Annotated in this window: 13 protein-coding genes; 11 read left to right on the top strand and 2 right to left on the bottom strand. The window is 46.8% G+C overall.

Annotated features, from left to right (window positions below):
* Positions 1–168 precede the first annotated feature (168 nt).
* The 11 genes from A3CY_RS0118035 to A3CY_RS0117980 all read left to right on the top strand — a co-directional run bounded on the left by A3CY_RS0118035 (position 169) and on the right by A3CY_RS0117980 (position 22,225).
* Positions 169–3,465 carry a golvesin C-terminal-like domain-containing protein gene (locus A3CY_RS0118035; RefSeq protein WP_018339350.1) on the top strand — a complete coding sequence of 1,099 codons (3,297 nt, stop codon included), beginning with the start codon at positions 169–171 and terminating at the stop codon, positions 3,463–3,465.
* 834 nt (positions 3,466–4,299) lie between these two features.
* The gene (locus A3CY_RS21570; RefSeq protein ID WP_018339349.1) at positions 4,300–4,884 is read left to right on the top strand and encodes an RNA polymerase sigma-70 factor; all 585 of its coding nucleotides are present in this window, start codon (positions 4,300–4,302) and stop codon (positions 4,882–4,884) included.
* Between the two features lie 104 nt (positions 4,885–4,988).
* Entirely contained in the window at positions 4,989–6,158 is a 1,170-nt protein-coding gene (locus A3CY_RS21565) for a FecR family protein (protein ID WP_018339348.1), read from the top strand.
* An 84-nt stretch (positions 6,159–6,242) separates the two neighbouring features.
* Entirely contained in the window at positions 6,243–9,974 is a 3,732-nt protein-coding gene (locus tag A3CY_RS0118015; protein WP_018339347.1) for a SusC/RagA family TonB-linked outer membrane protein, read from the top strand.
* An 11-nt stretch (positions 9,975–9,985) separates the two neighbouring features.
* On the top strand, positions 9,986–11,572 hold the full coding sequence (locus tag A3CY_RS0118010; protein WP_026207847.1) for a RagB/SusD family nutrient uptake outer membrane protein: 1,587 nt from the start codon (positions 9,986–9,988) through the stop codon (positions 11,570–11,572).
* Positions 11,573–11,605: 33 nt separating this feature from the next.
* Positions 11,606–12,580 carry a hypothetical protein gene (locus tag A3CY_RS0118005; RefSeq protein WP_018339345.1) on the top strand — a complete coding sequence of 325 codons (975 nt, stop codon included), beginning with the start codon at positions 11,606–11,608 and terminating at the stop codon, positions 12,578–12,580.
* Between the two features lie 112 nt (positions 12,581–12,692).
* On the top strand, positions 12,693–15,131 hold the full coding sequence (locus tag A3CY_RS21560) for a zinc-dependent metalloprotease (RefSeq protein ID WP_018339344.1): 2,439 nt from the start codon (positions 12,693–12,695) through the stop codon (positions 15,129–15,131).
* Positions 15,132–15,160: 29 nt separating this feature from the next.
* Entirely contained in the window at positions 15,161–17,491 is a 2,331-nt protein-coding gene (locus A3CY_RS0117995; RefSeq protein ID WP_026207846.1) for a zinc-dependent metalloprotease, read from the top strand.
* A gap of 5 nt (positions 17,492–17,496) precedes the next feature.
* Complete coding sequence (locus A3CY_RS0117990; protein ID WP_018339342.1) at positions 17,497–19,431, top strand: protein-disulfide reductase DsbD N-terminal domain-containing protein; 1,935 nt, start codon at positions 17,497–17,499, stop codon at positions 19,429–19,431.
* A gap of 2 nt (positions 19,432–19,433) precedes the next feature.
* The gene (locus A3CY_RS0117985) at positions 19,434–19,970 is read left to right on the top strand and encodes a peroxiredoxin family protein (RefSeq protein WP_026207845.1); all 537 of its coding nucleotides are present in this window, start codon (positions 19,434–19,436) and stop codon (positions 19,968–19,970) included.
* An 11-nt stretch (positions 19,971–19,981) separates the two neighbouring features.
* Entirely contained in the window at positions 19,982–22,225 is a 2,244-nt protein-coding gene (locus A3CY_RS0117980; protein WP_040372034.1) for a S9 family peptidase, read from the top strand.
* 1 nt (position 22,226) lies between these two features.
* Here A3CY_RS0117980 and A3CY_RS0117975 read toward each other — a convergent pair whose 3' ends face one another.
* Positions 22,227–23,351, bottom strand: coding sequence for a helix-turn-helix transcriptional regulator (locus tag A3CY_RS0117975; RefSeq protein ID WP_018339339.1), 1,125 nt, complete (start codon positions 23,349–23,351; stop codon positions 22,227–22,229).
* On the bottom strand, positions 23,348–24,424 hold the full coding sequence (locus A3CY_RS23075) for a hypothetical protein (protein WP_155828470.1): 1,077 nt from the start codon (positions 24,422–24,424) through the stop codon (positions 23,348–23,350). The genes A3CY_RS0117975 and A3CY_RS23075 overlap by 4 nt, the downstream gene beginning before the upstream one ends.
* Between the last annotated feature and the right edge of the window lie 280 nt (positions 24,425–24,704).

Here is a 24,704-nt window from a genome sequence, read left to right as displayed (position 1 = left end):
TCCTTTGTTGTTTGTAAAATGAAATGTCGGAACAAGGACTGTTTTTTCGGGAATAATTTAGGGAAAGGGATAGTACTAAATGAAGATTCAAGTATTCTATTCATTGTTGGGAATTTCTAACCCCGAAAGGGGCACATTACACGTGTGTGTCATTTAAAATGAAATAATATGGGTTTTCGAGAGATCAGGAATATTGCCCGCTACGAGTCCCGAATGATTAGTCGGGGTATATTGTGGCGGATTTTCGTGTTTATTGCTGTTGGAATTACGATTTATTTGTTGTTTCCTAAACTGATTTATCACTTGTGGGCAGATGTTGCGCTTGATTCTTCAATACCTTATATGGTATCCTATTATTTTAATCTGTTACAGGCATTGATTGTAGTCTTTGTCGTGTATAGTTTTGTCCGTGCATGGGAAAAGCGTGATGCGATGGAAGTTATTGATGTTTATCCGGCAGGAAACGGGGAACGGACAATGGGATATGTTGGGGCAATCGTTAGATTGATATTGGTACTGAACGTGGTCGTGTTGTTGATTGCCGCTCTTTTTCAAGCGTTGTTTTATCAAGGGGCGTTGAGTTTGTGGATTAATGTTTTCTATCTTTTGACATTGACATTACCCACGTTAGTATTTGTTTTGGGATTGTCCTTGTTCGCGATGCGAGTGGTGAAGATTCATTTTTTGGCGTTGCTTCTGCTGCTGGGGTATCTGTTGTTGACCTATTTCTTCTTGTCGGAGATCGGACACGGGGTGTTTGATCCTTGGGGACGTGTAATTCCAAACGTGTTTTCTGGATATGTGGGACACGTGGGCTTGGCGGAATATCTGCCGCACAGGATGGGATATTTGTTGATAGGTATTGGGTTGATTTGTTTATCGGTGTGGAGTATGCCTCGTTTGCCCAACGCGAGGCGACCCGGTCGTGCTTGTGTATGGGGAGGAATATGCTCTTGTTTGATAGGATTGTTGTTGATGGCTGGATTCTCACGGATATTTACGGAGTCGGAAAGCACAAGAGAGAAGTATCGGGCATTATACGCTCGCCATGCAAAAGAACTTCATGCGACGGTTTCGGAGCATCATATCGATTATTTTGTTTTACCTGACGGATACCGTGCAACGAGTCGTTTGATGTTGAAAAACGGCACGGGGCAAGATTTGGAAACTTTGTTGTTTTTCTTGAATCCGGGTTTACGTGTGAAACGATTGGATGTGGAAGGGGAAGCCGTCGCTTCGGAACGGGATGGTCAGGTGCTAAAGGTGAAGTATCCCTTGGTAGCGGGAGATAGCGTACGATTATTTGTGGAGTACGAAGGCGAGATTGATGATCGGGTTTGTTATCTTGATATTCCATCCAGTGATTTTTATCAGACGAAAAGTTCGATGGGAAAAATACTTCGGACAGGGCGGCAATTGGCGTATTGTTCGCCGGAGTTCACGTTCCTTCATCCTGAATGTTTATGGTATCCTGTGACGGTGCCTCCTTTGAACCTGGAAATCGCTTTCGTTCGGGAAGTACATTTTATAGATTGCAGGTTGAACGTGCACAATGCCGGGGGGCAAACCGTGATTTCGCAGGGAAAGGCTGTTCGGGAGGGAGATCGGATTTCACACACTCCGGCGCAACGTCACACGGGACTCTCGCTCGCGATTGGAAATTACTTGCGATGTTCAATGACGATTGATAGCGTGGAGTTCGAGATTTATTATTTCCCGGAGAGCGAGTATTTGATAAAGGAATACGATGATTGGGAGAAGGTAGAGGGCGACGAGGCAAAGGAGGTGCAACTGATTCGGACAAAGAGGTGGGTGGAAGAAGCACATATCCGTCGGAAATATCCTTTTGAGCGTTTAGCTTTCGTGGAAATACCCGTGTCTTTTACCACGCATTCCCGCTGGTGGGTAGCGGGTTCCAGTTATTCGCAGCCGGAAATGATTTTTATCCCGGAACGAGGGACTGAATCTCAGTTTCTTTCTATAACTCATCAGAAATTATATTATTCTTCTAACATCGTTCATATGGACAATCAAGTGATTGAGATGCGTCGGGAGCCTCATATCACGAGTTCTTTTTTCGGGGGATTGAGCGGGGGCTTGTTTGACGTATCCAAACAAGCCGGGGAGTTTTCGAATTATGTATCCTCTACGGTCTATCTTGCTATTAATGTTGTAATGGAATCTCTTATGCGGTTAAATAGTCGTTTTGATTATGAATTTAGCGATGATAGCCATTTGGAGATGGTGGAATATTTTGATAAGCATAGTCCGAAAAAATCATTGGAAGATTCGAGCCTGGCAAGGGTTTCAATGCGATACCTTACCGCGAAATTGATACAATTGCAGGGTAAAATTGCTTTGTATGTGGACTGGACTGTGCTATATAGATTCATGGAAGATTTTTACAGGCAAGCGAGAGGGCGTACTTGTGATTTCGAGGTGTTTCGATCAGGATTTGAGGAATTGTCCGGTGTCGATCTTGGACCGATATTTGACGAGTGGTACGATAGCCGGGGAATGTCCTCGTTGATACTAAAGGATATTCGGTACGAGAGAGCGGAGGATGATGTCTATGCTCCGCACTTGAAGGTGAGTTTTAAAGTATATAATCCTTCTTCCGTGGATGGTGTTATATCTTTGATCGGGCAAGATGGATTTTATTCGGATAAAGGGCTAAGCGTGAAAAGTTTTTTGATTCGTCCGGGTGAATGCAAGGAAGTCAAAGAGATAGAGCCATTTGCAACCCAGCATTTGATCACAACGGGATTGTCATACAATGCACCTGCCGATTTTCATTTCAACCCGACTGATTATAGATTTAGGGAAAGTCCAGTTGCACGGGATCTTTCTATCGGCGTTACAGATATTGATCCGGGAGAGTTTTTCCCGAAAGAAGGAGAGTATATTGTGGATAACACGGATGAGGGTTTCCATTTGATTGATTCTGTCGGGGGGCGTCGAAAATTGGCTGATTTTTTCAAGAAAGATGAAATTGTGTTTAAAGGCATCTCGTTGCTAGAGGAGAATCGGTGGAGAGAGGTAATCATGGCAGAGCTTTATGGTGGAATTTTACGCAATGCTTTTGCCAAATTAGCAGGTAATGGGCGGCTTAAGGCGGAATGGAATCAAATATTACCAGAAGAAGGAGAGTACGAGGTATTCTTTTATCATATTCCGATAGATAATACCGGAATCACGGAGAACTACGGGAAAGGTGCAGAGTTGTACTACACGGTAAGTTACGGGGAAGAAAGTAAGGAAGTCGTGGTTGATCTGAGCGAGAGAATGGAAGGTTGGATTTCTCTCGGGAAATATTATTTCCCGGCGGGAATGAAAGCAACGGTTGTTTTGGATGACCGGGGTTGTACGTTTGAGACGGATCCCAAGTATGTAGAGAAGGGCTGGGAAATTCCTCCGAGAAAACAGATCATTGTTGCCGATGCCGTGAAGTGGGTGAAAAAATAACTTTTGATATGCCATCGTTCTCTATGATAAATGAGACTTTTTGTGCAACTTCTTTCGTGGAAGAAGATTATTTATTGGCGGGAGGGGTGTGACAAATGTTGTATTATTTGATCTGGGGAAAACGAGAAGTTTTATATCCGAGAATTTCTCGTTTGTTTTAGGGACTTTTTCACTCGTGTGCACTTCGATGAAAATACTCCGAGAAGTTCTGTCGTTGACGGAGGAGTAGGCGAAGAGAGGGGCAATGTCGCCTATTTGTCTGCTAATTGTCGCCTTTTAATTGCTTAACAGTGTAGGATCCCGGTTTATCGGGGAAATCAGGGGAACAAATGTCAGAAAATGTTCGATATTTAAAGTATTTAGAGGCATGTTGTACTTTTTTGGAAATTATTTATACCTTTGTCACACGAGCGATGGAGATTTCGCTCGGTAGAGTTTAGAACCTTTAAATGTACTAAAACCAAAGATCATCTCCACCGCTGGAAACGAAAGGGTGATCTTTTGGGGACGGAGTGCGTATATATAAAAATTTACGCACCCGTCTTAGTTCTACATCCTCTTTCGTTTCCAGCGGTGGGAGGTGTCGGCTAAGATTGGGTGCGTTTTTTTATGCTCAAAAATATTTAGTAATGATAGTTTTTTGATCTGATTGTCTGTGATGTACGAGTGGTGTTGTACAAGCAAGACAGCGACCGCCAAATGCAACCAAACCAATTCAAGACGGCGGCGGGGGGAAGATATGGACACTTCCCCCTCTTTTTTTGTACCGATCTGATTTTTGCTTTGATTTTACGCGTGAATCATTATCTTTGCAGATGGATAATCTCCTGATGTATGGATGATGTGGAGTATGACAATCTTGTCGAGGGTATAAGACATCGGAAAGAAGCGGCGCTTGCCACGCTTTTTGATTTGTATTACGAGAAGTTATATCTTTTCGCAGAGAAGTATATCTATGACTCTGATCGGGCACATGATATCGTGCAGGATGTTTTTCTGCGTATATGGGAGAATGCCGAGCAGTTGGTGTTGAGGGGGTCTATTCGGCATTATCTTTTCACTTCCGTGCGCAACGGGTGTCTGAATTATTTGAAGAGCCTGCAAATTGAAGACCGGAATAACCGGAAATATGCCGAGGCTTATATTGAGTCGCAGAACGTGGATATGGTGGAGGACGAGGAGTTGCTGGCGAAGATCAGGCAGGTGATGGAGGAATTGCCGGAACGTTGCCGGGAGGTGTGTATGCTGCGTTTCGGGGAGGGGTACAAGTATAGCGAGATTGCCGAACGGCTCGGTATGAACGAGAATACCGTGAAGGCACAATTGCACCGCGGGATGGAACGGCTGCGGGAGGCTTTTGCCAATTATGACTACGTGGTGGTGCTGTGCGCTTTGGGGCGGTTGTTCATGGAGCACTGAGGTCGTATTTATTCGAGAATACGATTTTTTTCAAAAAAAATGAATTTCATGTAAACATTTTGGAGGGGGAGTTTGTCTTTATAGTGTAATCAATCAGAAATGTGATGAAAGATACAGGCAAACATATAGATTGGGAAATCATCTCGAAGAGTTTTTGGGGAGAGTTGACCGGGACGGAGCGGGAGAAGCTGGAAACGTGGTTGGAGGGATCCGTGCGGCATCGGGATTTTTACGAACGTGCTGCACGAGGGGGAGTGACAGATCCGGCGATAGGGTTGGAACGGCGTGTGTTGTCGGCACGGAAGACCGAGATGATGCGGAAAGCCCGGGAGATGAAGGATAAACGGATGCGGCGGAAACAGATACGATTCGTTTGGTACGCGGCGGCGGTGATGTTGCCGTTGGCGATTGCCGTTGGTATGTGGATGAATATGAACCGGGGGGCGGAGAAAGTGGTTGTTGCCGAGAGGGTGCAGCCCGGTAGCGGGCGTGTCGTGCTGGAATTGAACGACGGGCGGACGTATTTCCTGGACACGGCTCGTATCGTGGAAACCGGTATCGAGGGGACTTTGGCGAAGGCGGAACAGAAGTCGCTGGTGTACGAGAAGCGGGAGTCGGAGGAGTTGGTGTACAATAAAATGACGGTTCCCCGTGCCGGGGAGTATGCGTTGACCTTGTCGGACGGTACACGGGTGTGGTTGAATTCCGACACGGAGATTCGCTACCCGGTGGCTTTCGGGAAAGACCGGCGGATGGTGTTCTTGTCGGGGGAGGCTTATTTCGAGGTGGAGAAAGATGCCGAGCGTCCTTTTTTTGTGGTCGTGGACGATATGGAGATCAAGGTGTACGGGACGTCGTTTAACGTGAACACGCACCACGCCGGACGGGTGCAAACCACGCTGGTGGAGGGACGAGTGGGGATTCGCGTGAAATCGACGGGGGCGGAAACGATGTTGAAGCCGGAGCAGATGGCGGAGTTCGATGCGGAGCGGCAGGACGTGGCGGTACGGGACGTGGACACGTATTATTACACGGCATGGAAGAATGGGGAATTCGTGTTCGAGAACGAGGCGATAGAGGAGATCATGAATCGTTTGTGCCGCTGGTATGACTTGCAGGTCTTTTACGTGAATGACAGCGTGAAGGGAAAACGATTTACGGGCGTGACCGCTCGATTTACTGACGTGGCGGATGTTCTTCATTTGATAGGGGAAACCGCCACCGTGTGTTTTAATCTAAAGGGTAACGTGGTCACGGTAAGTGATTCAAAATAAAACCGTAAGCTGTTGACGCGGCTTACGGTTTGATAACGGATGTTGTGTGTACATCCATAATGTTTAATATTAATCAACAAATCTATGAAAAAAATCAGAAAGTCGTTTGCTTTTTCGGGTTTTTTATGCTTTGAAAAGGGAAAACTACTGTTAGGCAGGTGGGGATTCATGGCGGTGATGTTGTTCGGGTTACCTTTTGTAGCCTCGGCACAGAACCAGAAAGTGACGATCGACGTGACGGGTGTTGACGTGCAGGTCGTGTTTAAACGAATCAAGGAACAGACGAAATTGAATTTCGTGTATAATGCGGATCAATTGAAGGAGATGAAGAGCGTGACGCTAAAGGTGAAGGATGTGACGGTGGATTCCGCCTTGACGAAATTGTTCGCGGGTACGCCTTTCGAGTACAAGTTCGAGATGGGGTCGATCGTGATCAAAAAGAAAGTCCCGGAGAAGTTCGAGGCGAAAAAAGTGTTGCTGTCGGGAAAAGTGACGGATAAGTTTGGCGAACCTCTTCCGGGAGTCGCTGTATTGCTGAAGGGTACTACCGTGGGTACAGCAACCGACGTGAACGGTAATTTCAAATTTCTTGCCTCGGAAGGGGATAACACGGTACTGGTGTTTTCGTTTATCGGGATGAAGCGTTTGGAGGTTCCGGTGAAGGGAACTGAACCGATGGACGTGAAACTGGAAGAGGATGCCACGGAGCTGAACGAGGTAAACGTGATCTCGACGGGGTATTATAACGTGGATAAAAGGCATTTGACGAGTTCGGTGACCTCGTTGAAGATGGATGATATTATGCAAGCGGGCGTGAGCACGATTGACCAGATGTTGGAAGGGAACGTTCCGGGGATGATTTTCATGCAGAATTCCGGTCAGGTGGGTGCTGCCCCGAAGTTGAAAATTCGGGGTACGACAACGATTTTGGGTTCCACCGCACCGTTGTGGGTGTTGGACGGGGTGATTTTGACCGATCCGGTGAATGTCGATCCCGCGCAGATTAACGATCTTGATTTCGTGAATTTGTTGGGTAACGCTATCTCGGGTTTGAACCCGGACGATATCGACCAGATCGACGTGTTGAAGGATGCTTCTGCCACGGCTATTTACGGACCGCAGGCTTCTAACGGGGTGATCGTGATCACGACGAAAAAGGGAAAGATTGGGGCTCCCTCGGTTTCTTATTCGGTGAGTGGCACGTATCGCCGTCGTCCGCATTACACGGATAAGGCGGTGAACGTGATGAATTCGATGGAACGGATCGATGTGTCCCGAGAGCTTATCGACAGGCGATTGAAGATCGGAAGTTTAAATAGTTGGGTCGGTTATGAAGCGGCAGCCCAAGATCTTTACAATGGGGTGATCGATCACGACGAGTTTACCCGGCGGGTGGCTGATATGGAAACCTGTAACACGGATTGGTTCGGGATTTTATTGCAAAATAGTTTTTCACACAATCATTCTTTGAGTCTTTCCGGGGGTACGGATCATATCAGGTATTATACTTCAATAGGATATAGTAACGAGAACGGCAATATCCGGAAAGAGAGTAACGATCGCTACACGGGTATGGCGAAGATTAACGTGAATTATGACAAGTTCACCATGCAATTTTCGATGAGCGGGAATATGCAGAAGAAGGAATACACGCCTTCGGAGGTGAACCTGATGGGTTACGCGTATAACACGAGCCGGACGGTGCGGGCTTATGACGAGGCGGGAGACTTGTGGTTCTACCAGCGTCACGAGGGAAATGATAGTAAGAATTATGACCAACCGTTTAGTATTATCAATGAACGGGATAATACCTATGACCGTATCGAAACGGATCAGTTGAATCTGACCATGGCTTTGGGATACCGGATTCTGCCCTCTTTGAAAGCTGATGTACAATTTTCATATAATACTTCTCACACGGATAAGGAAACCTATTTTGGGGCAGATACGTGGTATGCTGCCAGATTGCGGAAATTCTCTTTGATAACAGGAGGAATTAATGAAGATCAGACGGAATTGGTGACTGGCGGGGAGTTACGTTTGGACAACACGAAGAACGAGAATTACAATCTGCGGGGACAATTGACGTTTACTCGTTTTCTGGATAAAAATGACGAGCATCAGATCACGGCATCCGCGATTGGGGAAGTGAGTTCCGCTAAATACGGGGGATCGAGAATCGTGCACCGGGGGTATATCCCGGACCGGGGATTGTTTTTCGATAAAATACCGATTGAATTGGTGAATATCGGGACGACCACTTTCAAGAAGCTGCGTTATCCGAAGTATTACACGTGGATGGAGTCGGACGATGCCCGCGGAACGTTGAAAGACAATCTGACGCGGAAGGTCGGTTTGATCCTGACGGCATCGTATAGTTACAAGGATTCTTATATTCTGAATGCCAATATGCGTATCGATGGTTCCAATAAATTCGGGGATGCCAGCAACGAGCGGTTGTTGCCCATCTGGTCGGTATCCGGACGGTGGAACTTGCACGAGAACGTCCTGAAAAACTCGAATTGGGTAAATACTTTGGCATTGAAACTGTCGTACGGGTGGCAGGGGAATATGTCTGCACAGGATTCCCCGAAGCTGGTGATTCAAAAAGGAACCACGAACGAGTATTTTAACGAGTATTATTCAACGATAAAGCAGTATCCTAACCCGGATTTGAAGTGGGAGAAAACCTCCACGTTTAATCTTGATGTCGAGTTCTCTTTTTTCAATAACAAGCTGAACGGTTCGGTCGGGTATTATTACCGGCATACTTCGGATGCCTTTATGAGCAAGACGGTTTCATTCGTGAATGGAGTCGGAAAGTACACGGTGAACAAGGGGACGTTGACGAATCAAGGATACGAGTTGACGTTGAATTTCGTGCCGATTAATACGATTGCTTCCGTGAACGGGACATCCCGTGGTTTTGTCTGGCGTTTTGATCCTAATTTCGGTTCGGTGTTTAATCAGTTGATTGATAAATTGAAGTCGAAAGATAAGGTGTTGCAGGATGAGATCGATTACAAGAATTATCTGGACGGATCGGTACAAATTGCGGGACGTCCCGTGAATACATTTTATTCTTACCGGTTCAAGGGGTTGAGCTCGACAGACGGCCGCCCTATGTTTTACGGGACAGAGGAAACGGTCATGGTGGATGGGCAGGAAATGAATGCCAGAGACGTGTTCGAGGGGATGACCCAAGAGGAGGTCTATTCGCGGGTGTTGACTCGTTCCGGTTGTCGCGAACCTTTCTTGCAAGGAGGTATCCGAAATTATTTCGGTTGGCGGAATCTCGGGTTAAGTGTGAATCTGGCTTACAGTATCGGAGCGAAAATCCGGTTGATGAAGATGTATGGAAACACGAATTCTTTAGCCCCCGGACCGGAGACGAATATGCGGAGGGAGTTTGTGAACCGTTGGAGATCACCCGGGGACGAGCGGAATACAACCATACCTGGATTCCTTAATGCCGATGAGTATAGCAAAACGGTTAATAATGGTGAGTGGTTTCAGAAATTGAGCGTGAATAAGTTTGCGGAGAATATATGGAAGATGTATGATAATTCGGATTTGCGTGTTGTTTCCGGTGATTATTTGCGGGTGCAGAATGTATCGTTGCGGTATAATATCCCCGAACGATTGTGTCACAGGTTGTTGCTGAAGTCCGCCTACGTGAGCGTGACGGGTACTAATTTGTACACGTTTTGCAGCAAAAAACTGAAAGGACAAGACCCGTCACAGTCCGGGACTTCGGATTTGGTGAATCTGTCTATCCGCCCGCAATATTCTTTTCAATTGAATCTTACTTTCTAATAGTTATGAAGATGAAGATATTAAATTTATTTTTAGTAGTTACGGGGTGCTTGTTTTTAAGTGCCTGTGGAGATTTCCTGAAAGAATATTCCAAGGAGTTGACTTACGCGCATTCGTGTAAGGATTTGGATGAGGTGTTGATCGGCAACGGTTATTTCAAATCGGAGAGTAAATCTTCAAGGTTCGGTTTAGCATCTCTTAAGAATGCCACGCTTTATTACCCTTGGTTGCAGGTTATGGATGATGATTTGGAAGAGTTCGGGTTCGGGATGTTCGGTACGGGATCGGCATTGTATGGGCTGCGTCCTTTTTATGCCTGGCAGCAGACTCCTTTTCAGGATGAGAAAGGGAATCCTTTTGATGATCCGACCTGGAAAAAGCTTTACGAGCATATAGGCTATTTGAATGTCATTATAGCTCAGGTGAAAGAATTTTCAGATGATCCGGAAGAAACCCGGAACCGGGTGCAAGGTGAAGCAGAGTTCTTGCGGGGAGCGTGTTATTATTTATTGGTGAATATGTACGCGAAGCCTTACGTGAAGGCTACGGCGAACGATGATTTGGGTGTACCCCTGAACGTGACTGAGAAAATAGAGTCTAAGTATTTCAGCCGGGATAAGGTGGCAGATGTGTACGAGCAGATCGTGAAAGATTTGAAGAATGCGAGTCTGCATTTAGAAGGTATACAGCAATCTACCATTTATCGCGTGAACAGTACGGCTGCTCGTATCTTGTTGAGCCGGGTGTACTTGTACATGGGTGAGTGGGAGTTAGCTCTAGTCGAGAGTGAGAGAGCGATCGCTTTGGGATGTCCCTTGTGGGATTTGAATGATTTTGATGCGACGAATATAGCAGAAACTTCAACTTCGGCATATACAAAAGCGAATTATATAAACTCCGCGGATTCGCCTGAAGTTTTATTCACGCAAGGGACGAATGCGATGAATTTGCTGACGAATGATAATAGCGATGCGGGACGCTATCGGGTGTCGGACGAGTTATGGGCTTTGTTTCATAAGTACAACGAGCCGGGGCAGCTTCGGGATTTGCGCGATACCTGTTATTTTACTCCTGCTGTTAAAAATAAATCTTACCGTTTTTCCCGTAAAAACAGCTCTTTTGCAAAGGATATTAAAGTGTTCGATAGTTTCGTTATTCGTACCGTTGAAGCATATCTAAATAAAGCGGAGGCGGAAGCCATGCTGGATCGGGCGGATGCCGTTGAAACATTAAAAACAATACTTGTGAATCGTTTTCAGGATGGTAAGATCCCGAGTGTGGTGACCGGGTTGAGCGGGAAAGAGTTGGTGGATTTTATTCGGGAAGAGCGCCGGAGAGAATTGTGTTTCGAGAGTCATCGTTGGTTTGATTTGCGCCGTTATGCTGTTTGCATGAAGTATCCGGAGGCTAAGGAGATTACTCATAAATTATACGGTCCCGCTGTCGGGGAAGGCGTGTTGATGGATAATGTGGTCTTGAAAGCGTATGGAGAGGATGCTGCTTGGGTTATGCCGATCCCGACGTACGAGATAGACTTTAACAAGGGGAATATGGTGGATAATGAAGAGCGTCCGGACAGACCGATTCCATTATTGTAGTTCGGAGTATTTTAATCTAATAGAAATTGAGAGATGAAAAGATTTTTATTTATATATGGAATTTTGTTATCATTCTTTTTGGCAGGCTGCCAGAGTGAGGATGACCTGAATCCCTCGGGTAAGGATGTGGATTTGTTCGCGATCCAGAATAAAACGGGACGTTTCAACGAGTTGGCGTATCAGATATACCAGGAAACGGGTGTTCCGATTTATGTAAACGATACGATTGCGAAAGTGGAACAAGGGGTTGACGCATATGGCAACCCGCGTTATTATTATGAAATTTTTGCTACTGGATATAACGTTGCGTCCCATTATGCTACGGCTATTGCTTTGTCTGCCGATACGAACGCTATGGTGGAGGCTACTCGTGTGATGAGAGAGAAGGTGATTCCTAATTTACCCCAAAAGGGTGTGTATCGACCTTATGCTTTTTTGTTGGTTGACACGCTTTCTACAACCACGTACGGTTGGAGTGCAACAGCAGGACGGGCTCCTAATTACCGACCTGATTACGCATACAAGAGTATGTTTGGTATTACCGTGGGTAAATTGGCTGACATCTTGGATATGAGTGCCGATGAAAAATCTTATTGGGCAGGAATGATCTTGGGGACGAATCTGGCGGGAGAGATTACCAATTTGTTCCCTGACGAATTGGAAGATTTTTATGCGCTAACTGATACGGCGACAGCATCTTTTTATGGAGCAGGATATTATTTTAATACACAGACAGGAATTTCTCAGCCTTTGTATCATGTAGATCCGAAAGAATTGGGCTTTTTGGATTGGAAACTTACCGGACCGACTCGTTCCAATGCGATGCAATTGCTATATAAAAATACGCCCACAAAAGAAGTGGATGTAACCATGTATATTGCGGCGGTATATGCCTACACGGAAGCCGAGTTCCGTGCGAAATACGGAAGTTACCACAAATGTGTCGATAAATATTTGGTAATGAAAAGTATACTTTTCGATTTTAAAAATAAGTACGATATAAAATAGTTGTTTGTATAGGGAGCCGAGAGGCTTTTCGGCTCCCTGCTTGTATGTTTTGTTTGGGAGTACCGGGATTTCCGGTGCTTAGGGAGTTTGTTGTATCTAAATCACGTATAGTATGAAAAAAATTTTGAGGATAATCGGGTTGAGCGTATGCTGTTTGGGCGTATGTATGGCGGAGGGTTCCGGGCAAATGAAGCAGCAGAAAAAGCAAGAGGCTTCTTTGCCGGAAACGAAAGATGCGGTTGCTATTGAAAAGTTCGTGAAACCTACCGCACGGAGTTACAAGGGGATGTTTAACGTGCACGTGCAGGAAGGGCGGTATTTCGTGGAGATCCCGAGAGCGTTGCTCGGGCGGGATATTCTGGCGATGCAGGTGTTGGCGAAGGGGTCGGCACAGAACGAGAGGGCTTCTACCCAGTTGCTGGGGTATGCGGGAGACCCGTTGTCAAGTCGCTTGATTCGTTTCGTGCAGGAGGGTGAGAGTAAAGTGTGTTTGGTGGAACCGGAAGGGGGTAGATGGATGAAGGACACGACGAGCGAAATTTATCGCTTGAGGCGTGCGGTGGAGAAAAGGTCGGTTACGATGGAGTTCGACGTGAAGGCGAGAGGCAAGGAGAGTGTGTTGATCGACATGACCGATGCTTTGATGACGGATAATAACGTATTTTCAATGAAAGATATGAAGTCAACTCTAGGATTAGGAGGATACCAGGCGGATAGGGCGAGTATTGCGGGGTGCAGCGTGTTTCTGGATAACGTGATTTTTCGGATGATCAAGTGTTACGGGGCGGGTGCCGCACCGCAGTTGTCGTCTTTTAGTAAATCAAAAAATGACGTGAAGCAGAATCCGACTGTGTGGGAGTTGGCGGTGTCATTGCGTTTGTTGCCAGAAGAAAAAATGCGACCGAGATACGAGGACAAGCGGGTCGGATATTTTGCGGTAAAGGGGACGGAGTACGGGAATCTATTGAGTACGAAAGAGGCTTCGTACGCTTGTCGCTGGAGGATAGAACCCCGTCCGGAAGATATGGAGAAATATAAGCGAGGTGAATTGGTGGAGCCCCGGAAACCGATCGTTTTTTATATTGATTATGATATTCCTGAATTTATGATCCCACAGCTGATTGCCGGGGTGAAGGATTGGGAAAAAGCATTCGAGCGGGCGGGATTCAAGAATGCGATCATGGCGAAACGTATGCCCCGTCCAGAAGAAGACCCGAATTTTCTGCCGGAAGACGCCCGTCATTCGGTGATTTCTTACAAGTTATCCCCGATAGGAAATGCGCTCGGGTTGCAAGCAAATGACCCGAGGACGGGAGAGATTTTGAGTGCCCGTATTTCCGTGTTCCATTGCGTGCAGGAATTGTTGCAAAAATGGTATTTCGCACAAGCGGGTGCCGTCGACGAGCGGGTTCATTGTTTCCCTTTCCCGGAGGAGGTGATGGGAAGACTGGCGAGATACCTTGTTTCTCATGAAGTGGGTCATGCCTTAGGTTTGCGTCATAATTTTTACAGCAGTACGACGTACACGATCGAGCAGATTCGGGATAAAGACTACGTGAAAGCACACGGGCATACGGCATCGATTATGGATTATGCCCGATTTAATTACGCGGCACAACCGGGGGACGGGATTGCTTTAGATGATATGGTGCCGCGGATGGGGGAATATGATCTGTTTGCCATCGAGTGGGGATACCGGTATTTTCCGGATATGAAGGACGAGCGGGAGGAGCAGGAGTATTTGCAGGCGTGGACGACCCGGCAGAGAAACGAGAATGACCGGCGGGTTTTCGGTACCGAATACAATCCTAGTGATCCTCGTATGCAAAGTGAGGATTTGGGAGATAATAATATGAAAGCAAATGAATTGGGGATCGAGAATTTAAAGCGGATCGCTAAGAACATGGAGGCTTGGACGAATGGCGATGATACTTTCGGTTCGGTACAGGCGGAGATGTACAAGGGATTGTGTGACCAGTATCTGAAATATATCACTCATGTGGTGAATAATGTCGGGGGACGTTTCACGTATGATAAATTGCGTTCGGAAGGAAGCGGATTGGTGGTTCCCGTCAGCAGGGAGCAACAGAAAGAGGCTTTGGCTTTTCTGGACAAGCATTTTTTTCATGCCCCGGAATGGTTGTTCGAGGATCGGTTGACGGATGTTGCTAAAATGAACAAGGTGAGGGTCATGCGAATGTTGTACGGGATGATGTGCGAGAAACTGGTCGGGGCTTTCCTGAATATTTCTGATGATGAAGGGAAAGCGGCTGATACTTATCGTTTGCGGGAGTATATGGATGATTTGTACGGGATGATTTTCACGGAAGCGCTGAATAATAAACCCGTGGATCCCTGTCGTAGGGAGTTGCAACGTATGTATCTGAAAAATTTGGGGAAGGTTATGGAGCGTACTTTCGTGGATTATCCGGCTATTACTTCTTTGATTTTTGAACAGCAGGAGAGAGTGAAGGTGGATGCCCGAAAAGCGGCGGGAAAGAGTAAGGATTATTTGATGAAAGCTTACTGGGAGAGCCTTGTTGAATTTTAGATTTATGATTTACGATTAAGTGATTGGTTATGAAAAGATATTTGATAAGTATTGTATTGTTAGTATTGTCGGTTGGCGTTTTCGCACAAGGAAAAGAACCGATGGCGTTTACGGCTTTTAATAAAGCGGGGGTAGAGAAAACGGATGGAATTTTGCCTGTTTACCAGACGGGGGATAAGTACTATCTGGAGATTCCCGTTAAGATGCTGGGACGGGAGATGTTTTTATCTGGATGTGTGGTACGCGGCACGGGGTTATCTTATACTTTGACGGAAGGAGTGGGGGTCGCCGTGTTTAACGTGGAGCCGGGATATCGGGTGTCTTTGTCGAAAGGCATACTGGGGGAACGGGTGTCCGATACGACTTCGGGGATGTATAAACTGATGTCGGAACGGGTGCTGGAACCAGTAGATTTTTTGTATAATATCGTGGCATACGGGGCGGATGGGAAAAGTCCGATTATTGATGTCACGACATTGGTAAAGACAAGCGCAGAATGGTTTGGTAACGCCGAGAGAGGTGCGATGGATGCTGCTAAATGCGAGATCACGGGAGTGGAGAAGTTGGAGGACGGAATGAAGTTTTCTGTCGTGCGAGTACACTCGTTTTCAAAGCCGGGATTCATGGGCGTGCCGGGGAGAGAGGGAATAACCCCGATCGAGATGGCGTGTATTATCCGGGTATTGCCGGAGAAGTCGATGGCTGTGCGTTACGCGGATCCGAGGGTAGGGTACCGGACGTTGAGTTACTTGGATTACGGGAAGAATCCGCAGGGAGTGGAAAAAATATCGTTGATATATAAATGGAATTTTTCTGTAGCCCCGGAAGATCAGGCTCTCGTGGAGCGCAATCAGCTGGTGGAACCGGAGAAACCACTCGTGTTTTATATCTCTCCGGAGGTGCCGGAACGTTTCCGTCTGGCAATACGGGAAGGTATTTTAGCGTGGCAAGCGGCTTTTGAACAGGCGGGGTTTAAGAATGCCTTGCAGGTGAAGGATGCGGATCAAACGGTCGATTTGGCTTTAGCTGATGCTGTTGTGACTTGTTCACCCACTAACGGAGGCGTGAGTTCTTCAATTTTAGCGCATCCGAGAACGGGTGAAATCCTGAAATGCCGTTTGAATATATCGTACTATTTTATACAAAGTGAAATGGCAAATTATCTGTTGCAATGCGGGATGGTTGACGAGCGAATCGTGAATGATCGGGCTTGCGAAGCTTTGGCGATGGATATATTGCGTTATAGGGTGTCTTCGGAGGTGGCGAAAGTTTTTGGATTACTTCCCAATTATGCCGCCAGTATGGCTTTTACGGCAAAACAGATGAGAGATCCGAAATGGCTTGCAGAGAATGGTTATACCGTTTCCGTGACGGACGAATTGCCTTTTAATTATGCCGTGCAGCCGGGTGACGGGGTGAATGTGAAGGATTTGATTCCCCGTGTCGGTTCCTATGACCGTTGGGCTATTACGTGGGGGTATAAGCAATATTCCGCTACGCCTGACCCGGAGCAGGACAAGAAGGTGTTGGATCAGTTGTGTCAATCTGTAAGGAATGCTAAAGTTTTGCGGTATAGAGGATATGACAAGGCAGATCCCCTGGGGACCCGGGGCGATTTGGGGAAGGATCGTGTTGTTGTGGTCGAATTGGGAATGAAAAATTTGGAGAGGATGTACCCGAGGTTAGAAGAGATTACAGCTAAAACAGACGGGGAGTCGTGGGAAGAGTTGAAGGGTATGTATAGCCAGGTACATTCCTTGTATAATGATTATTTGAAGAATGTCGGAGGATTGATCGGCGGGCGGTATACCGCTCCCGTGATGAAAGGGAGTGACGAACGCCCTGTGTCTTATGTATCCCGCAAGGAACAAAAGGAGGCGATGGAGTTTTTGAATCGTTACTTGTTTGCAGGTGTTCCAACGTGGTATGATAGTGAGCTTAGCGTGAAAAATGGTTGGTTGACCGCCGGGGAGATGTTAAGACGATTTGCTGATTCGTGGCTGAAAGAGAAATTGGGTGAGGAGAGTATCGAGATATTGTTCCGGGGGGAAGCTGCTGATGGGAAGGACGCTTACACGGTGAAGGAGTTCTTCGCTGATCTTGACAGGATGATTTTTAATGATTATAAGGTTTCGGGAGTGACAAGCGTTCATCGGAAAAATATGCAATATTCTTACGTGAAAGGCATGGTCGAGGGTATGAGGGAGGTGCAGGGAAAGCCGAAATCCGATGAATATAGTATGGTGATGGTAATGCATACCCGAGAGATGAAGGAAAAATTGGAACAATTAGGAAAATCACACCCGGATGCCGGAGAAGGGGCATACTTTAGAAGTCTGGCTGCTAAGCTTAAAAAATAACCGTGATGAAAGGAATTGTTTTATGTTTGGTGTCTGTTGTGTTATTTCTGGCGGTCGAGGGGTGCCACCAGAATACAGACCATAAGCAGAAACTCCGCGTCCTGTATGTCGGGACGGATCCGGGCAGGGAATTGCCGCCGAGGAATTTCGCTCACGGTGCGGGTATTGCGGAGTGCCGCTACGAGGAGGATATGCGGGGACGTATGCCTTCTTTTGAAAAACTATTGAAATCGTATTTTACAGAGGTCGGGACGGTGGATGCCCGGGATTACCGGGAGGAGATGACAACGGATTATGACGTGGTTATTTTTGATGCCGTGCCGGAACCTATTGTCCCGGGAGAAAAGAGTGGGGGAAAGAGGTCTGCCAATGTCGTGGATACGAAAGAATTGTTCTCAGCCCGCTATTTTTCGGATTCTTATAGTAAACCGACTTTATTCGTGGGGGATAAAGCCGGAATACTGGGGGCTGCTATCGGGTTGAAGTTGAACTGGTTTTGTCGTTGCCTAGATGCTCATGCTTATGATTTGGATACGACTCACCCGATATTCCATGAACCGGTAGCTGTGGATTTGCAATACGAGAGAAGGCTTACGACTTCTTCGGCCATGTCCGGGGTGGAGGGGGTGACGACTCCCGGCGTGATGGACACGTGGAGGGTGCAAATCGAGGGATACCGTGAAGGAGAGAGAAAAAGGTATCGGCAGGGGTTGGTGGCTCACGGGGATGGATTCGAGGATACGCCTGACGCGGAGCGTATCACGGGCGGCGTGAGTGATAAGGCTCGGGATGCCGTAGCTATCGGGCGGCATGGTAATTTCTTCATGTGGGGATTTGCGGCAGATCCGGATTATATGACGGAGGCGGCAAAAAAGGTTTTCGTGAATGCCGTATGCTATATTCAACGATTCGGGGGACAAGTCCCGGTTGCCCGTAAGTACATGAACGGCTGGGTGACTCGGGAAAAGATGCGGAAGCAATTGGATTTGTACGATGAAAAAACGTATGATGCTTACCTTCGGAATTCAAAAGAGTATAACGAGAAGTTGATGGCGTTGAAGCGGGAAGTGGACGAGTTGAATGCCGCCCGTAAGGATGTGCCGGGGGATTTGATTGCACAGGCTTGGCCTCAATCGAGGGTGTTGATGGAGCGGGAGGCTTTTGAAGAAAAGTATATGAGGCGGGAGGCGAATAAGTTCGGGATAAAGGACTTGAAGGAATACCGGTACTTTTTGGAAGAGAATATGGATTATTTTTATGGAGGCAAGGGTGATTTTTCTTTCTCCGTGGATACGGATTTGAAAGAGTTGGGGATCCCCGTGGGTGATGTCCGGGTGCTGGATAAAGGAGTGGAGCTGCTGAAGGGAAATGCCCGTGAGCGGGAGATGGGGGAGCGTTTGCTGCGCCGTTACACGTTGAAGGAATTTGCGACCGTGGCGGAGTGGACAGAGTGGTTGAACCGGGTACGGGGTCAATTGCAGTTCACGGAGTCATGCGGGTATAAATTCTTAGAATGCGGGGTGGCTGCTGGCGTTGCAATGCCGTTGCTTTCTTCCGTGGGAGGAGTATGTCAGGAAAATCCCGTGGCGGTAGCCCTAGCAGGTACGAATGATACCTTGATGCTTACTTTTAAGATGGAACCGGGATTCCATATTTATTCCGTGTCGGGTGAAGCAGGAGCTTATGTGTTGACGAAGGTGGAGTTCCGGTATCCGGAGGGTGTCCGTGCCCGTGGCGGATTGATAGCCCCGGAGGGAAAGGTGTATGAGGCGGACGAGAAGGTGCGGATTTATGAAGGGACGGTCGTTTTTAAACAACCGATTGTCGTGGAAGGACAAGGAGGACGTATCACGTGTACGACGACTTATCAAGCGTGCAACAATTCGATTTGTTTACCTCCTGTGACAGAAGAATTATTGATGGATATAAAAAATAAATGATGATGAAACAGTTAATTTTGATTTTAAGCGTGTTGTTCGGGAGTATTAGTTTTGCATATGCACAAATAGATGTTTATCCCGAGAAGTATGGTTTTAAACTTTGGAGCGGGCATGATGTCCCGATGTTCGAGGTGAAGATGACGGACGGGAAGATCATGAAGATGAAAAAATTGAAAGGGAAGGTGGTGTTGATTGATTTCGTGGGAACGCAATGCGGTCCCTGCATTGCGGGGCTGAAGAAGTTTGATAAAGAGATTTTTGAACGCTTCAAGGGGCAGGATTTGGTGGTTATACCGATCGTGGTGAAGTATAAGGATGAAGAGGATGTAAAGAAATTTAAAGAGCGTTTCGGGTTTAAGTTTCCCATAGGAATGGACGAGGGGAAGAAGATTGCTTCGCAGTTTTTCGGGGAAGGCATACCGCGTTATTTCGTGGTGAACCGAAAAGGAAAAATCGTGTATCACGGACCGGACTATATGCCCGGGGCTTTTGAGAAGATGTTGAAAGCGATAGAAAATGCGTTGAAAGAAAAGAAATGAACTGGAGTAAAATGAGGAGAAAAAGATACATATTGTTGTCCTTGTTGTTGCTGACTTTGGGGGTGCAAGGGCAAAAAGCGAATTTCGAGCAGGTGGAACGCTTCACGAATATGAAATTCGGGAAGCTGGTGGGGACGTTGATAGTTTCTCCTCATTTTATAAACGGGAGCGACCGGTTCTGGTATTCTTTCGTGACAGGTGACGGGATTCGTTATTATTACGTGGACCCCGAAAGGAAGGTTAAGCGGGAGCTTTTTGACCGGGAGGTGCTGGCTCGCAAGTTGAGTTCGCTTACCGGAACTGACGTGGATGCCCGGAAGCTGGCGTTGCGTGATTTTGTTTTCGAGCGGGGAGATAAGGTGTTTTCCTTTAAGTTCGGGAGGCTGGTATTTCGGTATGATGTGAGAGGGAATAGGCTCGAAGAGGTGAAGCAGGCTTCCCCGAAGGTTTTATCCAAGAAACCGGCTCGTTTGTTCGGTAAGTATTCACCGGACAGCACGTACGTGGCATACGTGAAGCGACATGACCTTTACGTGATGCGGGTGAAGGATTCAGTGGAAACACGAATGACAACAGACGGGGAACGTTATTATTCCTACGGGCGGAATGACCGGGATATGGGCGTGCAGGATACCCGGGCGGAATGGTTCGGTGATTCCAAGAAGATGTACGTGATTCGGGAGGATATGCGTAACGTGGAGGAATTGCCTTTGATTTCGATATGGGGAAGACGCCCTACGGTACGGGCTTATAAATGCGCATTGGCGGGAGACGAATATGTGCCCCAGTATGAAGCATCTGTATTTGATGTTACCGCCGGGAAGCAGGTAAGGGTGAAAATGGAGAAATGGAAAGACCAATTGTTGTGGTTGTCTTACGCGGGGAAGAGTTCCGACCAGCTTTTTATCCAGCGGAAGAAACGTACCCGGGAGGAGTTGGAAATATGTGCGGTTGACACGGAAACGGGAGAGGTGCGTGTGGTCATTCACGAAAGGAGCGACCCGTATTTGAACGATGAATTGTATTCTATCGCTTATTTGAATGATGCTTCGGAAATATTATGGTGGTCGGAACGCTCCGGTTGGGGAAATTATTACTTGTATGACAGCCGGGGGAATTTGAAGAATCAGGTGACTTCGGGCGAGTGGACTTCCGGTAGAATCGTGAGGATCGATACCGTGAGGCGGATGTTGTATTTCGAGGGACACGGGCAAGTGAAGGACGGCAATCCTTATTATGCCCGGTTGTGCCGGGCAGATTTGGACGGCAAGGGGGATGTAAGGATATTGACGCCCGAGGAAGGAAATCATAAAATGGTGTTTTCACCCTCGGGACGTTATTTCGTGGATTCGTATTCCCGTCCGGATCAGGCTCCGGTGAACGTGGTGCGGGATTGCAAAGGGAAGTTGTTGTTCCGGTTGGAGGATCCCGATTTGAGTGACTTGTACCGGGAGGGATGGCGGGAGCCGGAGTGTTTCACGGTGAAGGCTGCGGATGAGCAAACCGATTTGTACGGGGTGATGTGGAAACCGATGGATTTCGATTCCACGAGGCGGTATCCCGTTATCGCGTACGTGTATCCGGGTCCCTGGACGGAATATATACCTCTTGATTTTGAATTTTCCTCATTGTCGGGAGCGTCCCAACTGGCTCAACTTGGCTTTGTGGTGGTTTGTTTTGGCAACCGGGGAGGCAGTCCCTACCGGGGACGGGATTATCATGCCTTCGGTTACGGTAATTTGCGGGATTATCCTTTGGCGGATAATAAACACGGATTGGAACAACTCATTACCCGTTACCCGTTTATTGATGGTTCCCGGGTAGGCATATACGGGCATTCCGGGGGAGGGGCTATGTCGGTAGCCGCCATTTGTACTTATCCCGATTTCTACACGGCGGCAGTTGCTTCCTCGGGTAATCATGATAACACGATTTTTGATTATGGGTGGAGTGAGATTCATCACGGGATAAAAGAGATCCGGAAGGGCGATAGCGTGAGTTTTGAATTTAACGTGCCGACGAATCTGGAACTGGTGAAGAATCTGAAAGGACACCTGATGTTGGTCACGGGAGATGCGGATGATACCGTGAATCCGGCGAACACGTTGCGCCTGGCGAGTGCCTTGATTAACGCTAAGAAAGATTTCGAGTTGGTCGTTTTGCCGGGGCAGAAGCACGGTTTTATGGGACCGGCGAAAGAATTCTATCATCGCAAGATGTGGTCGCATTTCGTGAGATATTTGTTAAAAGAGTGAATCATGCTCTTATCAGAATGGTATGGGAATTTTCTGTTTGTTTCACCCGGACGTAGCTGCGGTAGCTGCTGAACCCGGCGTGTAGGATGAGGTCTATCGTGTTGTCGTTTTTGTGAGTGGGGTTGATACGCAGGTGTTGCAGTTCTTCGAGCCGGAGTCGATTGATGTACCGGCTGAAATTCATCCTGTATTCTTGATTGATAAAAGCCGATAGATAGCTTCGGTTGGTGCCGAAGTCGAGGCACATATCCGTGATTTTCAGTTTCGGGTCGAGATACGGTTTCTTCTCCCGGATGTATTTCTCAAATTTTTTGCGGTCTAGTTTTGCCGTTATGATCGGTTTTGATTCTTCTCCGGTCGAGGGTTCTATAATTACGTAATTCCCGGAGATGAGGTTGTAGGTGAGTAGCCCGTGTTGGATAAGTGCCGGTAATGTTCCCAAGATGATAAGCGGGGAGCCAAACACGATATTCCTGGGATAGAAAATGGTGGCAAGGGGGATGGGAATGATGATGATAATTAGGGCAATGAGGGAATAGATCCATCTGACGGATGTCTTTTCTGTGTCGGCAGAGTAGTTGATTACTTCCCGGCGATACTCGTTAGCCCGGCGGAAGGCCAAGATGGAGTAGAGTATGTTGTATATGCAAAATACAAAGGTCGACGAGGAGAAGAATAGGGGAAATACGGGGTATTCCGGGTGGATGATTCCTCGGCTCGCCACGAGCCGATATTTCATTTCAAAGGGGATCGTGACAGACCAGACCCCGATGAATAGCGTGATCGCGAGAGGAATGATGTAATGTATCCGCTTGAATCTCCGGCGTTGTTTCGTGTGGGTTATCGTGTAAACGAATTTGTATAGTAGAACCTGATCCAGCATGAGTATGAGGAAGAAAAACGGGTTGAAGTAGACGAATAATTTGTAATTGGAGATGTACAGCACGGCACCGTACCAGCAGAGGGCTCCGAAAATGAAAGTGTAGCCCAATAGCCCGGAAAGTCTTCCCTGGCGCGTGTGGCGAGTTTGATAATAGTGCATGAAGCATAACGCCGAGCATACCCATGCCGAGAACATGGGACCCGATAGGGCGGTTAATTGTAATATGTAATGAGAGTCCTTCATTCTTGTTGTGTTTGTTCGTTTTTCTGTGCCCGGAGGTAATGTTTCCCGTCCCTGAATCCCGCTTTGGAGGCTAACCGGTAAGGTTTTATTTTCAAGTTGGAAGGCAATTTTGCCAGTCGTTCCAGTTCGAGTAGCCTGCATCGGTTGATGTACCGGTTGAAATTGACCTTGTAAGTTTCATTGATAAAACGTGAGATGTAGGTACGGTTGATTCCTAACTCCTCGACAAGATCGGTGATCTTGAAATCCGGGTCGAGATACGGTTTGTACTTTTTGATATAGGTTTCGAACGTTTTTTGAGTCAGTATCTCCGGTATTTTGCTCGAGCGGGAGTGATGTTGTTTGTTCTTCGCGTGAACGTGATTTCCCTCGCCTTTTCCTTGCATGATGGTGTAAAAGAGAGATTGCCTTTGAATGACGTAATACGTGAGAACGAGATGCTGGCATATGATGACGGTAACTGCGAATAGCATGACAGGGGAGTGAAGTGCTGTTTCCCGGGAAAAACAGCTCCCGATAAATGAACATAGAAGTGAGGATAACGTCAACCCGATGATGATCGTGATTGATGCATGGAGTTTTGAACGTGAATTTACCTGAAGATGCATCATTTTGTGGTATTTCCGTAACCTGATGAAGGTTAATGTGGCATAGACTATTCCAAAAAGTAAACGTGCGAGAGGTTTCGAGAGGAAGAATCGGGCGTAAGATTCATACCCGGGTGGGAGGGAGGCTCCTTTCCCCTTGACTATCGCTAATTGAACATCGAGAGGGATGAAAAATGACCAAATCAACAAGATACAACTCATGACCACGGGCAGGACGTAATGGCAGGAGGAAAACCGATCCTGTTCGTCGATCCGGGTCAGAATGTAAAAGAGATGGTAGAAGAGTACTTGAATGAGCAGAAAGGTCAGGTAACAAAAGGAGTTTATATAGATAAATATCTCGGAAAGATGAAGGTATGCAAATATGCAGAACCATGATATGGATGCCGACAGGAAATACCACGACATGACACGTTTGACGTGTATTTCGCCTTGGGATTGGCTATCGCGACACGACAAAATCATTAAAAATCCGCAAGTGATTGCGGAGAAAACGGGTATTAAAAAATAAATAAAACAAATATATTCGACCACTGTCATCATAACATTTCCAAAAATACTCAGAAAAATAGACGTGGTGGAAGATTTATTTTTCTAAAATGGCACGGGATAGTTCTTTTTTATCTTTTTGTTCTATTTTACATTTTTACCCTTGTCAAAAGGCTTGATTTACGATTTTGCCTGTTCTTGTTTTACGATTTGTCAAGCGAACAAAGATTTGTTTTATCTGAAATAGAAACACGTG

It is taken from the genome of Butyricimonas synergistica DSM 23225, assembly GCF_000379665.1.
Classification (GTDB): domain Bacteria; phylum Bacteroidota; class Bacteroidia; order Bacteroidales; family Marinifilaceae; genus Butyricimonas; species Butyricimonas synergistica.
This window is presented reverse-complemented; position numbering and strand designations above follow the sequence as displayed.

Excerpts from the sequence above, each read along its gene's own strand:
- A3CY_RS0117990 (WP_018339342.1), top strand. The coding sequence starts at position 17,497 with ATGAAAGGAATTGTTTTATGTTTGGTGTCTGTTGTGTTATTTCTGGCG.
- A3CY_RS0118010 (WP_026207847.1), top strand. The coding sequence starts at position 9,986 with ATGAAGATATTAAATTTATTTTTAGTAGTTACGGGGTGCTTGTTTTTA.
- A3CY_RS21570 (WP_018339349.1), top strand. The coding sequence starts at position 4,300 with ATGGATGATGTGGAGTATGACAATCTTGTCGAGGGTATAAGACATCGG.
- A3CY_RS0118015 (WP_018339347.1), top strand. The coding sequence starts at position 6,243 with ATGAAAAAAATCAGAAAGTCGTTTGCTTTTTCGGGTTTTTTATGCTTT.
- A3CY_RS0117995 (WP_026207846.1), top strand. The coding sequence starts at position 15,161 with ATGAAAAGATATTTGATAAGTATTGTATTGTTAGTATTGTCGGTTGGC.
- A3CY_RS0118005 (WP_018339345.1), top strand. The coding sequence starts at position 11,606 with ATGAAAAGATTTTTATTTATATATGGAATTTTGTTATCATTCTTTTTG.
- A3CY_RS21565 (WP_018339348.1), top strand. The coding sequence starts at position 4,989 with ATGAAAGATACAGGCAAACATATAGATTGGGAAATCATCTCGAAGAGT.
- A3CY_RS0117975 (WP_018339339.1), bottom strand. The coding sequence starts at position 23,351 with ATGAAGGACTCTCATTACATATTACAATTAACCGCCCTATCGGGTCCC.
- A3CY_RS0117980 (WP_040372034.1), top strand. The coding sequence starts at position 19,982 with ATGAGGAGAAAAAGATACATATTGTTGTCCTTGTTGTTGCTGACTTTG.
- A3CY_RS0117985 (WP_026207845.1), top strand. The coding sequence starts at position 19,434 with ATGAAACAGTTAATTTTGATTTTAAGCGTGTTGTTCGGGAGTATTAGT.
- A3CY_RS21560 (WP_018339344.1), top strand. The coding sequence starts at position 12,693 with ATGAAAAAAATTTTGAGGATAATCGGGTTGAGCGTATGCTGTTTGGGC.
- A3CY_RS23075 (WP_155828470.1), bottom strand. The coding sequence starts at position 24,424 with ATGATTTTGTCGTGTCGCGATAGCCAATCCCAAGGCGAAATACACGTC.
- A3CY_RS0118035 (WP_018339350.1), top strand. The coding sequence starts at position 169 with ATGGGTTTTCGAGAGATCAGGAATATTGCCCGCTACGAGTCCCGAATG.